We start from the raw sequence: 12,163 nt of genomic DNA on the forward strand, positions 1-12,163 counted from the left end.
CTGGGCGAACGGGTGCGGGAACGGCTGCTCGGGCGCCGGTGGGCCCCGCTGGGCCGTGGTGGCTCCCCAGGACCGGGTGAGCGTGGCCGTCGGGCTGCCTTCGGCCCTGGTCGGCGCCATTGGTCGGGCCCGGACCGGTCGCCATGGTGCCTGCGTCAGGCGGACCGGGCCGCCGCGGTGGCTCCGGCCGGACCGTGGCGTACCCGCATGGCCGAGAATGAGGGCATGGCGGTATCCGGCGAGCAGGCGCGGCACTGGCACTACGCCGACCTGCCCGGCGTCGACCTGCTGCGGGCCCGCTACATCCGCAAGACCTTCGTGCGCCACACCCACGAGCACTTCGTGATCGCCGCCATCGCCGACGGCGTCGAGGTGTTCCACCACGGCGGTGGCGACCAGTACGCCGGGGCCGGGGCGCTCGCACTGGTCAACCCGGACACGCCGCACACCGGCCGGGCCGGGGTGCCCGAGGGCTGGCGGTACGGCGCGGTCTACCCGTCGCCCGACGTGGTGGCCGCGATAGCCGCCGAGGCGACCACACTGCGGGGGACGCCCGGATTCGTGCGGCCGGTGCTGGACGATCCGTACGCGGTGGCGCTGGTGCACCGGGTGCTGCGGGCCACCGACGAGGGCAACGCGCTGGCCGCCGACACCCTGCTGCGGGTCGCCGTGACACAACTGCTGAGGCTGAACGGCGGTCCGCTGCCGCAGCGGGCGGTGCGGACGGCCGGAGCCCGCATCGCGGCACGCGCGCGTGCCGTGCTGGAGGACCGGATGGCCGCGCCGCCCACCCTGGAACAGCTCGCCACGGATCTCGGCACCAGCCCGTTCGCGCTGCTGCGGGCCTTCCGGGACGCCTACGGAATGCCGCCCCACACCTGGCTGACCGACGCCCGGGTCCGTCACGCGCGGCGGCTGCTCGACGCCGGAACGACACCCGCGCAGGCCGCCGTCGCCGTCGGCTTCACCGACCAGCCGCACCTGAACCGGCACTTCACCCGCATCGTCGGAGTCCCCCCGGGCGCCTACCGGCGTGAGCGCAAGAACGTACAAGACACGCGGCGGCGGCTCCTCGTACCGTCCGACGCGTGGCAGAACAAACAGCAGTAGCAGACATATGTGACGAAGGCGGGGACAAGCCGGACAGGGCCGTCGTGCGGGACGCCCTCGGTGTGGGGATCGCGGTCGGACTGTCCGGGTTCGCCTTCGGGGTGACCTCGGCAGGCGGCGGGCTGTCGCTCTGGCAGACCTGCGCGCTCAGCCTGCTCGTGTTCACCGGCGCCTCGCAGTTCGCGCTGGTCGGGGCGCTCGCGGCCGGAGGCAGCCCGTTCACGGCGGCGGCCGGGGCCTTCTTCCTGGGCGTGCGCAACGCCTTCTACGGGCTGCGGCTGTCGCAGCTGCTCGCCCTCCCGCGCGCGGTGCGGCCGTTCGCCGCCCAGTGGGTCATCGACGAGACCACCGCCGTCTCGCTCGCCCAGCCGACCCGGCGCAGCGCCCGGATCGGCTTCGCCGTGACGGGGCTCAGCCTGTACCTGCTGTGGAACCTCACCACCCTGCTCGGCGCGCTGGGCGCCGAGGCCATCGGCGACACGGACGCGTGGGGCCTGGACGCCGCCGGACCCGCTGTCTTCCTGGCGCTGCTCGCGCCGATGCTCCACAGCGGGGTCGAGCGGGCCGTCGCCGGACTCGCTGTCCTGCTGGGGCTCGGCCTGCTGCCGCTGCTGCCCGCGGGGGTGCCCGTCCTGGTGGCCGCGCTCGCCGCCCCGGCCGTCCTGTGGGCGCACGGGCGCCGCCGCGCACACGACGACCTGCCCGAGGCGCCCCACGCCGGGCCCGAAGCCCCCGACCGCGCGTCCGACGGCCACGACGCCCCGTCTGATGACCACGGCGCCCCGTCCAGTGACCACGATGCCCCGTCCGGCGACCGTCACGCCCCGTCCAGTGACCACGACGACCCGTCCGAGGAAGACCGTTGAACATCTGGATCGCGATCGGCCTGACCGCCCTCGGCTGCTACGCCGTCAAGCTCGCCGGCCTGCTGGTGCCCGCGGGCGTCCTGGAACGACCGCTCGTGCGGCGGCTCGCCGCGCTGCTGCCGGTCGCGTTGCTCGCCGCTCTCACCGCCCAGCAGACCTTCGCCGACGGGCAGACGCTGGTGCTGGACGCGCGTGCCGCGGGGGTCGCCGCCGCCGCGGTGGCACTGGTGCTGCGCGCACCGTTCCTGGCCGTCGTCGCGGCGGCCGTGCTCGTGACGGCGGGGGTGCGGGCGCTGGGCGGGTGACAAGGGCCCAGGCGGGGTGGCTGCCGTCAGCCGATGTCGCGGCCGTACGCCCGCAGCGTGCGCAGGGCCTCCGGCGTCACCAGGGGGCGCGCTCCCGCGGGGACCGCCGCCCACGGGCGCCGGCGGATCGGCCGGCCGCGCCCTCCCGGAAGTGGTACGCGAAGAGGTGCCGCTCCAGCACGCGCGCGGTGAGCCAGAGGAAGCGTTCGGCGCGCGCGAGCGGGGAGTGCGCCGGGGGCGTCCGGGGGGGGGAAGCTCCGGTTTCGCCCATGGGTCGACCGTAGGCGGAAAGCGGCACCGGCGAGCGGTCCCGCCGCAGGCCCACACCCGGTGGCGGGATACTGAGGGCATGCGGTTGACGGTCTTCTGGGAGCGGATGGCGGATCACTTCGGTCCGGGCTACGCCGAAATGTTCGCGCGCGACCACGTGATGTCCCAGCTCGGCGGGCGCACGGTGCACGAGGCGCTGGCCGCCGGCTGGGAGGCCAAGGACGTGTGGCGGGTGGTCTGCGCGGTGATGGACGTGCCGCAGGACAAGCGCTGAGCCGCGCAGTCCGCGCCCGGCCGGCGAGGGCACGGGCGGCGCCGGAGCGCGAGGTTTCCGAGGCCGGGGCGGCGGGTTGTCGGCGGCGTGGGCGAGACTTGCACCGTGGCACCCACTGACGAGACCGGGCAGGCGACCCGGCAAGCGCCCCCGTCCGGTCCGACGCCACCCGGCCCGCCGCCTGAGGGCGGTGCCCGCATGCCGCGCTGGCTGCCGCGCGCGATGGTCCTCGCGCTCGCCCTCGTCGCCGTGTTCCAGCTCGGCAGCTGGGCCTTCCACCAGCTCACCGGCCTGCTGATCAACATCCTCATCGCGTTCTTCCTGGCCCTCGCCGTCGAACCCGCGGTCAGCTGGATGGCCTCACGCGGGCTGCGCAGAGGGCTGGCCACGGCTCTGGTCTTCCTCGCCGTGATCGTCGTCGCCGCGGGCTTCGTCACCATGCTCGGCTCCATGCTCGCGGGCCAGCTGATCAAGATGGTCGAGGGCTTCCCCGGCTACATCGACTCCGTCATCCACTGGATCAACACGCACTTCCACACCGAGCTCAGACGCGTGGACGTCCAGGAGGGCCTGCTGCGCTCCGACTGGCTGCGCAACTACGTGCAGAACAGCGCCACCGGCGTCCTCGACGTGTCCGCCCAGGTCCTCGGCGGCCTCTTCCAGCTGCTGACGATCACCCTGTTCTCGTTCTACTTCGCCGCCGACGGCCCCCGGCTGCGCCGCGCCCTGTGCTCCGTGCTGCCGCCCGCGCGGCAGGCCGAGGTGCTGCGCGCGTGGGAGATCGCCGTGAACAAGACCGGCGGCTACCTGTACTCGCGCGGCCTGATGGCCCTCATCTCGGGTATCGGGCACTACGTTCTGCTCGAGTTCCTGGGCGTGCCCTACGCGCCCGTGCTCGCCGTGTGGGTGGGCCTGGTGTCGCAGTTCATCCCCACCATCGGCACCTACCTCGCGGGCGCCCTGCCCATGCTGATCGCCTTCACGGTCGATCCCTGGTACGCGCTCTGGGTGCTGTTGTTCGTCGTGTTCTACCAGCAGTTCGAGAACTACGTGCTCCAGCCCAAGCTGACCGCGAAGACCGTCGACATCCACCCGGCGGTCGCCTTCGGGTCGGTCGTCGCCGGTACGGCCCTCCTCGGCGCGGTCGGCGCCCTGGTCGCCATCCCCGCGGTCGCCACGCTTCAGGCGTTCCTGGGCGCGTACGTGAAGCGGTACACCGTCACGGACGACCCGCGCGTCCACGGCCACCGGCGCGGCTCCGCCGGGCCCCGGGCGCTCACCCGCGTGCGGCGCGCGTGGAGGCGGCGACCGGGGGCGGGGCGACCCGGGGCGGAGAGGCCGACGGAGGGCTCCGGAGACGGGCCCGGGGAAGATCCCGGGAGCGGAACCACCTGACGCCGGCCCTCGCCGAGAGGGCCCGCACGGCCCCTGCTGTCCTGTGCCATCGAACCTTGAGCGAGTGTCATTGAAGTTTGAGTGGTGTAGGTCTCCTTCGCCATGAGGGGATGACGTTCCCTCGCTCTTGGTCGAATGCGCGGAACTGCCGCAGGACGACGGCGCTAGTGATCCAGGTGTCGTGGTTGTCGACGAGGTCACGCCATGCTTGGCCGGGAGTCACGCCCTGGCGATAGAGGGCGGCGATCAAGGAGTAGTGCTCGTCGGAGAGGTGGGTTGTCCGGCCGATGATGATCGAGTTCATGTCGGGGAACGCCGGACTGAGGATCTTCTTGATGAGCCAGTGCGGCAGTCCCCACGCGTCGGCAATCTGATGCAGGCTGCCCTTGTTCCTGAGGGCGTCGTGCTTGATCTGGCCGATGATGTTGGAGCTTCGTCGGCTGGATCTCCTGGCGGCGAGCCGGGCCAGTCGGATGTCGGGCAGGGTGTTGACCGGCAGTAGCGGCGGACCGATGTCCGCGAGGGTGATCTTCAGTGTGGTCGTGGAGCGTGCGCTGAGGGCGGCCAGTTTGTCGATGTCCACGGCCGCGGCAGACCTTGCTGCGAGCGGGCCGTTGAGGATGTTGAGGAGGTGGGTCGGTTTGAGGTGGTTGGCGTGGGCGAGGCGCTGGACGTAGTGAACGGTGCTTTCGCCGAGCCGGGGCCGGACGTTGACGGGTAGGGGCAACAGCGTTTTCGGCAGGGTGCCGGTCACCGGCGAGTGCGGGTGGTGGTGCGTGACTGGGACTGGGTGAGGTGGTCCAGGGGGATCGCAGCGATGGACTTCTCGGTGATGGCCTCGGTGCCAGTGAGGATGGCGTCGATCGCGGCTCCGCGGATCGCGTGAGAGAGCGCGCCGATCATGCCGCCGGTCCGGTCGTGCAGGTAGCGGTCCAGGCAGGAGAGGCTGCCGGGCTGATGGCGATGAAGCAGGAGCGTGTCCTCCAGCGTGCTGATGAGGCCCTTCCACTCCTGGTTGTAGGGGAACGGGGCGGTGGGGATGAGCGTGAACCGGCCGGCGATCTGCTGGCCGCGAGTGCCGGAAAGCAGGTTGGAGTGCTCGATGTCGATGCCGGCATAGATGAACGTGGCCGGGATGCGTTCGGAGAAGTACTTCAGGGTGTCGGCGACCTCTGCGCCCGCCCGGCTGGTGAGCGAGATGTTGTGGAGTTCGTCGACCAATACGAGGCCGGTGCGGGTGTCCGTGCAGACGCCGACGACGGCTTCCACGATGTCGGTGATGTTGGAACTGCGTCGGAACGGAAGGCCGAGGAACCGGGCGAACTCCGCCGCGATCATGCGTGCGGTCGCGGCGGGTGGGACGGTGATGTAGAGGACGGGGATGCGGCCGGTGGCGTGCGGGTTTCTGGACCTGTCCAGGAGTTCGTGTGCCCGCCCCAGTTGGGTTATGGCAATGGTCTTTCCGGTGCCGGCAGGCCCGGAGACGATCAGCCCTCGGCGAGCGCTGATCGCGTGTCTGTTGAGCAGGATCAGGCGACGGCCGCAGGTGACGGTGTGCCGGACCGTGGAGGTCGCGACGACCTGTAGCCGGGCGTGGTGGTCGAGACGTTCCTCGTCGTAGCGCAGCCGTTGCGTCGGCGGCAGCAGCTCGTACTCGTCCTCGCTCAGCAGCACAGGCGGAGGCGGCGGTTCGGCGGTGAAGCCGCGCCATCCCTGCAGTGTCGTGAGCTGGTAACCGGCCTGGTCATCGTCCGTGTTCGCGACGGTGTCGGCTATGTGACCAGGCGGGATCATGTGCGTCTCCATGGGTCTTCGAGCGGGTTGAAAAGGCCCAGCGGAATTACGTCGGCCAGCGCCTCGGTGTCCTCCTCGGCCGTCTGTGGGCTAGCGGCCGGTTCGGTCGGGGCAGCAGGGGCTGGGGAGTTGGGGTGGGCGACGTGGGTGCGAGCGGCAACGCGTTTGTCCCGAGCGGTCCGTTTCGGCTTCTTCGGCTGGGCAGGGCCTGCGTGGGCCTTGTCCAGCAGGGCGGCGACCGCGTCAGCGATCTCTGTCTCGGTGGCCTCGGGCAGGCTCTGGGCGGCGTGGTCCCAGGCCAGTTCACCGAAGGGGACCGGAACGCGGTGCAGGTGTTTCCAGGTGGCTTCGATCCAGCCGTGGCCCGCATGGTGGTCGCGTACCCAGATCCGGGAGATGTCGTAGGGGTCGTGGTGGACCTCCCAGAGTCCCTTCTTCTCCTTGACGCCGGAGGACTGGCGGCGCAGGTGGGCCAGGACGGGACTGTCGTAGGTGCGGCGCTTGATCGTGATGCCGTAGTCGTTGATCGCGCGCCAGAGCGTCGGCAGCAGTTCGACGTAGTCGTCGCCGGTGAGCGCGACCGGGACGTAGCCGCAGGCTTCGACGAGCGCGGCGTACTTCTCGTTCGGCGTGAACGAGCGGCCCGGGGCGGCAGGGTCGCGCAGTCCGTCGTGCGGACGGTTCTGCCACTTGGCGACGATCCACTCGTCCAGCAGTTCCTGCAGTTCCAGCAGTGACCACAACGGCTGTTTGTCCAGGTGCCGGCCGCGGCGATCGGTCGTGTTGCCGGTGAATCCGGGCAGGAACTGTGTGAACAGGGAGCCCACGGAGGCGAGCATCTTCTCGATGTGCCCCTTTTCGAAGGGCGAGCCCTTGTGCGCGGGCTGGAGATCGATCTGGAGGAAGCGGCAGGAGGCGAGGAAGTTCCGCGACATGAACGCCTTCCCGTGATCGCAGACGATCATCTCGGGGACGATCACCGGGCGGGCGGCGGCGCGCTCCAGACGCTCGTCAATGTTCAGCAGCCGCCGGTGCGGCAGCACCGAGCGGGACATCTTCAGGGCATCGACCCAGCCCGGCCGCATCAGCTCAGGGGTGACCGTGCGGGCCAGCAGCACGCTGGCATCCACCGCTTTCGTCGTCGGCCGCAGCACCGCCGCGGTGACCGTCCTGGTCGCGACGTCGATCATGCCGGTCAGCTCGACCTTGCCCACCACGCCGTCGTCCAGGCGGACCAGCACGTCCAGCGGGGTGGAGTCGATCTGCATCACCTCGCCCGGTGCGAACGCGGGCAGTTCACTGAACGGCGCTTTCGCTCCATGGGCTCGTGACCTGCGGGTTGTTGCCGAGCCGGTGGCGTGGGTGCCGGTGGTGAGCTTGTCGAGCAGCCGATAGAGGGTGCGGCGCGACGGCAACAACACCTCTCCATCGTCCTGGCCGGCCTTGAGGATCTGTTCGGTCCGCCAGAGCAGGAAGGTGCCGGTGCGGGTGGAGGCGTCGGTGGCCTCGTCGATCGCCTGGCGCATCGCGGTGACGACCGCGTCGTCGATCGTGCCGTATTTCGGTGTTCTGCGGACCGGCCGGTGATCAGCGAGCCCCAGAACACCGGACGTTTCGTAGCGTCGACGGTAGTTGCCGACCGTACTCGCACTCACCTTGTGCCCAGCCGCGGTCAGCTCTGTCGCCTTCGCGCGTTCCCGGGCGGTCAGCGAACGCGACGGCACGTACTGAGGTTTCGGTTCGGTGGCCGCAGCAGCGTCCGGCGGCAGCCCGTTGAGGACCTCCAAGATGTGGCCTTCCCACCACAGAGCCTTCTCCAGCGTCGCCTGCGGCAGCGTCTCCAGCAGCGACACCGGCGGCAGCGGCATGCGGCCCGAGCTGTCCACCACCTCGAAGTCGTCGTCGGCGAACAGCAAGGCGGGCGGAACGGCCCGCGGTGTGCCGGCCATGTCCGACAGCGTGACCGAGCGGCCCGAGACAGCCAGGACCAGGCGGACCTGCCCGTCGAACCGGACCCGTTCCCCGACCGCCAGGCTGTCCGGCCGAACCAGTCGCCCCATCACAGCTCTCCCGTCGCGTGCACCATCGAATCCGACCCCAGAAGTTGCGAGTTCACGTCCGACTTCAGGACGCCGGACCACAGCAGGTGGAACAGCACCGGCAGCACCAACAACGGATCACCCACCTGCGCTGCCCCCTCTCGCAGCGGTCCCGGCTCTTCGAAGACCTTCAGCAGGCGGTCAGCGACGTTCCGGCGCAGACATCGGCGTCGGCGGTAGCGCGAGAGCCACCGCATGTTCGCCATCAGCACCAGGTCGGGGACACCGGTGTGCAGGAACTCCCAGCCAGCCGCCTGGCAGGCGCGTTCCGTCGCGGCGAACGCCTCGGCCGTCGCATCGTCGACACGATCAGCGGCCCTGACATCGACAACCCGGGCCCGCCCGTCCGCGAGGCGTACGAAGTAGTCAGGGGCGTGACGGCGTCCGCGTTCACCGTCGTGCCAGTGCAGCCAGAACGGCTGCGAAGCGATCCCCACGACGTGTGGATCGGCGTCAAGAAGGATCAGCCGGTCCCGCTCCAGCCACGACTCGTAGCCGATGTGGTCACCGGTCGTCGCGCAGAAGTACCAGCCCGCGAAGCTCTTCCCGCCCTTGGGCCAGTGGAACGGCCTCACCGGCATGACCCGCTCGAAGCGGATGTCCCAGCAGGAGGCCAACGACCGCTGCACCTGTACGCCATCCTCCACAAATCCCAGGTCAAACGCCCCCAGATCCGGATCCGCGTACGCCCCCGCAAGCTCCCCCACTGCCACCCCTGCCGACCAGCACTTCATGCCACTCAAACTTCGATGGCACAAACCTAATGATCATCAAGGTTCGAAGGCAATGATCAAGGTTCGCTGGCACAGGACACCTGCCGACGGCCCCGCGGACACCCGCGTGGCGCGCTTGACACGAAAATCGAACATCCATTCTTATGGAGGCTCCGGCAAGGCTCTGGACGGGCACTTCGCCCCGTTTCCGACGGGGATGCACCCGGGTTATCCACAGGCCGGACGTGCGTCGGGGCGCATTGTCAGTGGCAGGCGTTAGCGTCTTTGACGTGAAGCGATCGACTCAAGCAAATCGGGTGGAACCCATGGCAGGAACCGACCGCGAGAAGGCTCTCGATGCCGCGCTCGCACAGATTGAACGGCAATTCGGCAAGGGCGCGGTCATGCGCATGGGTGACCGTACGAAGGAGCCCATCGAGGTCATCCCGACCGGGTCGACCGCGCTCGACGTGGCCCTCGGCGTCGGCGGCCTGCCGCGCGGCCGCGTCGTGGAGATCTACGGACCGGAGTCCTCCGGCAAGACCACGCTGACGCTGCACGCCGTGGCCAACGCGCAGAAGGCCGGCGGCCAGGTCGCGTTCGTGGACGCGGAGCACGCCCTCGACCCCGAGTACGCGAAGAAGCTCGGCGTCGACATCGACAACCTCATCCTCTCCCAGCCCGACAACGGCGAGCAGGCCCTGGAGATCGTGGACATGCTGGTCCGCTCCGGTGCCCTCGACCTCATCGTCATCGACTCGGTCGCCGCGCTCGTCCCGCGCGCGGAGATCGAGGGCGAGATGGGCGACAGCCACGTCGGCCTGCAGGCCCGTCTGATGAGCCAGGCCCTGCGGAAGATCACCAGCGCGCTCAACCAGTCCAAGACCACCGCCATCTTCATCAACCAGCTCCGCGAGAAGATCGGCGTGATGTTCGGCTCCCCGGAGACCACGACCGGCGGCCGTGCGCTGAAGTTCTACGCCTCGGTGCGCATCGACATCCGCCGCATCGAGACCCTGAAGGACGGCACGGAGGCGGTCGGCAACCGCACCCGCTGCAAGGTCGTCAAGAACAAGGTCGCGCCCCCCTTCAAGCAGGCCGAGTTCGACATCCTCTACGGCCACGGCATCAGCCGTGAGGGCGGCCTGATCGACATGGGCGTGGAGCACGGCTTCGTCCGCAAGGCCGGCGCCTGGTACACGTACGAGGGCGACCAGCTCGGCCAGGGCAAGGAGAACGCGCGCAACTTCCTGAAGGACAACCCCGACCTGGCCAACGAGATCGAAAGGAAGATCAAGGAGAAGCTGGGCGTCGGTGTGCGTCCCGCGGAGCCGGCCGCCGAGCCGGGCGCGGACGCCGTGGCCCCGGCCGTCCCGGCCGACGCCGCCACGGCGGTGCCCGCCCCCGCGGTCAAGGCCACCAAGTCCAAGGCCGCGGCAGCCAAGAGCTGACCGGTGACACGACGAACCGACTGGGCCGAGTACGGGGGCTTTGCCGGGCCGGGCGGCGACGCGCACGGGGGACACGGGGAAGACGCCGCCGGCGGCACGAACGGGGGGCACGACGGCACGGTGCCGTACGGCAGGGGGGAGCCGTACGGTGACGGGCCGGGACGTGAGGACTGGCCGGACGGTGCGGGCGCCTCGGGCGGAAGACGCCGGGGCGGCGCACGGGGTACCCGAGGCGCGGACGGCTCACGGGGGAGCCGCAGGCGGGGCCGCGGGGAGCCGTCCGGTGAGGACGGGGGTGCCTCTTCCTCGTCGAGGGCCGAGAAGGGGACGCCTCCGGGGGACCCGGTGGAGCAGGCACGGGCGATCTGCCTGCGCCTGCTCACCGGGACCCCGCGCACGCGCAGACAGCTCGCGGACGCCCTGCGCAAGCGGGAGATCCCGGACGAGGCCGCGGAGGAGGTGCTGTCGCGGTTCGAGGAGGTCGGGCTGATCAACGACAGCGCGTTCGCCGACGCGTGGGTCGAGTCCCGGCACCACGGCCGGGGCCTGGCCCGCCGGGCGCTCGCCCGGGAGCTGCGCACGAAGGGCGTCGACTCCACGCTGATCGACGCGGCCGTCTCCCAGCTCGACTCCGAGCAGGAGGAGGCGACGGCGCGCGAACTCGTGGACCGCAAGCTGCGCGCCACCCGCGGCCTCGACCGCGACAAGCGCCTGCGCCGCCTCGCGGGCATGCTCGCACGCAAGGGCTACCCCGAGGGCATGGCCCTGAGAGTGGTCCGCCAGGCGCTGGAGGAGGAGGGGGAGGACACGGAGTTCCTGCCGGAGGACGGTTACTGACGGCACGTGGGCCGAGACATGGCCCACCGGCCCTCCTCGCTGCACCACCCGCACCCCTACCCCGTCACCACCGGCAATCCCGCCCCCCGCCACGCCTGGAAGCCGCCCACCAGGTCGGTCGCCCGGTGCAGTCCCAGCCGGTGCAGGGACTCCGCGGCCAGGCTGGAGGCGTACCCCTCGTTGCAGACGACGACGATCCGCAGATCGTGGCCGGTCGCCTCGGGGGCGCGGTGGCTGCCGCGGGGGTCGAGGCGCCACTCCAGCTCGTTGCGCTCGACCACGAGGGCGCCCGGGATCAGCCCGTCCCGCTCGCGCAGGGCCGCGTACCGGATGTCCACGAGCAGCGCGTCCCCGGCACGCGCGGCCTCGTAGGCCTCTCGAGGCCCGACACGCTCATAGCCGCCCCGTACGCGCTCCAGCAACGCGTCGATGCCGAGCGGCGATTGACCTGTACCGCTCGTCACCGGCAGCTCCACTCCCTCACTGTTCACCGTTCCCTCGCCGTTCACCGTCACTGCCAGTCCTCCGGCCGTTCCACCTGTTCCAGCCGCAGGACCTGGCCGGTGCGGCTGTAGCGGCGGATGCGCGGCAGGGGCGGGTAGTAGGCGTGGACGGAGATGGCGTGGCGGTCGGGGGAGTCGTTGAGGACCTCGTGCACGTGGTGGCGGCCGAAGGCGCGGCCCTGCCCGGCCGTCAGCCGCCGCTCGCGGTCAACGCCGTCGGTGAGCTCAAGGGTCTTCCAGCCGTCGGTGGGCAGCCGGGCGGCGAGCGAGTACTCCCGCAGCTCGCCGGACGCGGTGAAGAAGGCGCCGACCGAGTCGGCGTGGTCGTGCCAGCCGGTGCCCGTGCCGGGCGGCCAGCCGATCAGCCAGGCCTCGCTGCCGCTGGGCCCGTCCAGCCGCAGCCACGTTCGGCCCTCGGGGTCGAGCGGAAGGGAGGCGATCAATTCGGCGTCGGCGGCGGTCCGCCGTACGAAATCGAGCAGGTCCGCCTGCGTGGGAGCGGAGCCGGAGGTGGTCGGCGCGGAGGCCGGGGAGACAGACATGGGA

General features: G+C 70.8%; 14 protein-coding genes. 7 read left to right on the forward strand and 7 right to left on the reverse strand.

The genetic code is table 11. The features are described from left to right. The first annotated feature begins 207 nt into the window (after window positions 1–207). The 3 genes from AB0M97_RS24175 to AB0M97_RS24185 are packed head-to-tail and all read left to right on the forward strand — an operon-like array spanning window position 208 to window position 2,281. Window positions 208–1,110 carry an AraC family transcriptional regulator gene (locus AB0M97_RS24175; RefSeq protein ID WP_365963045.1) on the forward strand — a complete coding sequence of 301 codons (903 nt, stop codon included), beginning with the start codon at window positions 208–210 and terminating at the stop codon, window positions 1,108–1,110. Next, window positions 1,089–1,976 (forward strand): AzlC family ABC transporter permease, encoded by an 888-nt coding sequence (locus AB0M97_RS24180; protein ID WP_365963046.1) that lies wholly within the window; start codon window positions 1,089–1,091, stop codon window positions 1,974–1,976. The genes AB0M97_RS24175 and AB0M97_RS24180 overlap by 22 nt, the downstream gene beginning before the upstream one ends. Next, the gene (locus AB0M97_RS24185) at window positions 1,973–2,281 is read left to right on the forward strand and encodes an AzlD domain-containing protein (RefSeq protein WP_365963047.1); all 309 of its coding nucleotides are present in this window, start codon (window positions 1,973–1,975) and stop codon (window positions 2,279–2,281) included. The genes AB0M97_RS24180 and AB0M97_RS24185 overlap by 4 nt, the downstream gene beginning before the upstream one ends. 76 nt (window positions 2,282–2,357) lie before the next feature. Here AB0M97_RS24185 and AB0M97_RS24190 read toward each other — a convergent pair whose 3' ends face one another. Next, window positions 2,358–2,552, reverse strand: coding sequence for a hypothetical protein (locus AB0M97_RS24190; protein WP_365963100.1), 195 nt, complete (start codon window positions 2,550–2,552; stop codon window positions 2,358–2,360). A gap of 78 nt (window positions 2,553–2,630) precedes the next feature. On the opposite strand from AB0M97_RS24190, the gene AB0M97_RS24195 reads away from it, so the two are divergent. Further along, a complete protein-coding gene (locus AB0M97_RS24195) occupies window positions 2,631–2,825 on the forward strand; it encodes a DUF3046 domain-containing protein (protein WP_365963048.1) in 195 nt (64 codons plus the stop codon). Between the two features lie 105 nt (window positions 2,826–2,930). Further along, on the forward strand, window positions 2,931–4,220 hold the full coding sequence (locus AB0M97_RS24200; RefSeq protein WP_365963049.1) for an AI-2E family transporter: 1,290 nt from the start codon (window positions 2,931–2,933) through the stop codon (window positions 4,218–4,220). A 67-nt stretch (window positions 4,221–4,287) separates the two neighbouring features. Here the strand turns inward: AB0M97_RS24200 and AB0M97_RS24205 are convergent, their stop codons facing one another. Genes AB0M97_RS24205 through AB0M97_RS24220 form a run of 4 tightly spaced genes read right to left on the reverse strand, consistent with a single transcriptional unit; the run spans window position 4,288 to window position 8,826 of the window. Beyond that, on the reverse strand, window positions 4,288–4,974 hold the full coding sequence (locus AB0M97_RS24205; protein WP_365963050.1) for a hypothetical protein: 687 nt from the start codon (window positions 4,972–4,974) through the stop codon (window positions 4,288–4,290). After that, the gene (locus tag AB0M97_RS24210; RefSeq protein WP_365963051.1) at window positions 4,971–6,026 is read right to left on the reverse strand and encodes a TniB family NTP-binding protein; all 1,056 of its coding nucleotides are present in this window, start codon (window positions 6,024–6,026) and stop codon (window positions 4,971–4,973) included. The genes AB0M97_RS24205 and AB0M97_RS24210 overlap by 4 nt, the downstream gene beginning before the upstream one ends. Then, window positions 6,011–8,074: a Mu transposase C-terminal domain-containing protein gene (locus tag AB0M97_RS24215; protein WP_365963097.1), complete on the reverse strand. Its 2,064-nt coding sequence runs from the start codon at window positions 8,072–8,074 to the stop codon at window positions 6,011–6,013. The genes AB0M97_RS24210 and AB0M97_RS24215 overlap by 16 nt, the downstream gene beginning before the upstream one ends. After that, a complete protein-coding gene (locus AB0M97_RS24220; RefSeq protein WP_365963098.1) occupies window positions 8,074–8,826 on the reverse strand; it encodes a TnsA-like heteromeric transposase endonuclease subunit in 753 nt (250 codons plus the stop codon). Before AB0M97_RS24220 ends, AB0M97_RS24215 begins: the two co-directional genes overlap by 1 nt. 326 nt (window positions 8,827–9,152) lie before the next feature. Here AB0M97_RS24220 and recA point away from each other — a divergent pair, with 326 nt between their 5' ends. Next, the gene (gene recA, locus AB0M97_RS24225; protein WP_365963053.1) at window positions 9,153–10,277 is read left to right on the forward strand and encodes a recombinase RecA; all 1,125 of its coding nucleotides are present in this window, start codon (window positions 9,153–9,155) and stop codon (window positions 10,275–10,277) included. A 3-nt stretch (window positions 10,278–10,280) separates the two neighbouring features. Then, the gene (gene recX / locus AB0M97_RS24230) at window positions 10,281–11,114 is read left to right on the forward strand and encodes a recombination regulator RecX (RefSeq protein ID WP_365963054.1); all 834 of its coding nucleotides are present in this window, start codon (window positions 10,281–10,283) and stop codon (window positions 11,112–11,114) included. 56 nt (window positions 11,115–11,170) lie between these two features. Here recX and AB0M97_RS24235 read toward each other — a convergent pair whose 3' ends face one another. Both AB0M97_RS24235 and AB0M97_RS24240 read right to left on the reverse strand, forming a co-directional pair. Further along, the gene (locus tag AB0M97_RS24235; protein ID WP_365963056.1) at window positions 11,171–11,605 is read right to left on the reverse strand and encodes a rhodanese-like domain-containing protein; all 435 of its coding nucleotides are present in this window, start codon (window positions 11,603–11,605) and stop codon (window positions 11,171–11,173) included. 20 nt (window positions 11,606–11,625) lie between these two features. Next, complete coding sequence (locus AB0M97_RS24240) at window positions 11,626–12,159, reverse strand: cysteine dioxygenase (RefSeq protein ID WP_365963057.1); 534 nt, start codon at window positions 12,157–12,159, stop codon at window positions 11,626–11,628. Between the last annotated feature and the right edge of the window lie 4 nt (window positions 12,160–12,163).

Origin of the sequence: Streptomyces sp. NPDC051207, assembly GCF_040682395.1 — a bacterium.
Lineage (GTDB): Bacteria > Actinomycetota > Actinomycetes > Streptomycetales > Streptomycetaceae > Streptomyces.

Coding starts and splice junctions, on each gene's coding strand:
- recA (WP_365963053.1), top strand. CDS start 9,153: ATGGCAGGAACCGACCGCGAGAAGGCTCTCGATGCCGCGCTCGCACAG.
- AB0M97_RS24240 (WP_365963057.1), bottom strand. CDS start 12,159: ATGTCTGTCTCCCCGGCCTCCGCGCCGACCACCTCCGGCTCCGCTCCC.
- AB0M97_RS24195 (WP_365963048.1), top strand. CDS start 2,631: ATGCGGTTGACGGTCTTCTGGGAGCGGATGGCGGATCACTTCGGTCCG.
- AB0M97_RS24215 (WP_365963097.1), bottom strand. CDS start 8,074: ATGGGGCGACTGGTTCGGCCGGACAGCCTGGCGGTCGGGGAACGGGTC.
- AB0M97_RS24210 (WP_365963051.1), bottom strand. CDS start 6,026: ATGGAGACGCACATGATCCCGCCTGGTCACATAGCCGACACCGTCGCG.
- AB0M97_RS24190 (WP_365963100.1), bottom strand. CDS start 2,552: ATGGGCGAAACCGGAGCTTCCCCCCCCCGGACGCCCCCGGCGCACTCC.
- AB0M97_RS24175 (WP_365963045.1), top strand. CDS start 208: ATGGCCGAGAATGAGGGCATGGCGGTATCCGGCGAGCAGGCGCGGCAC.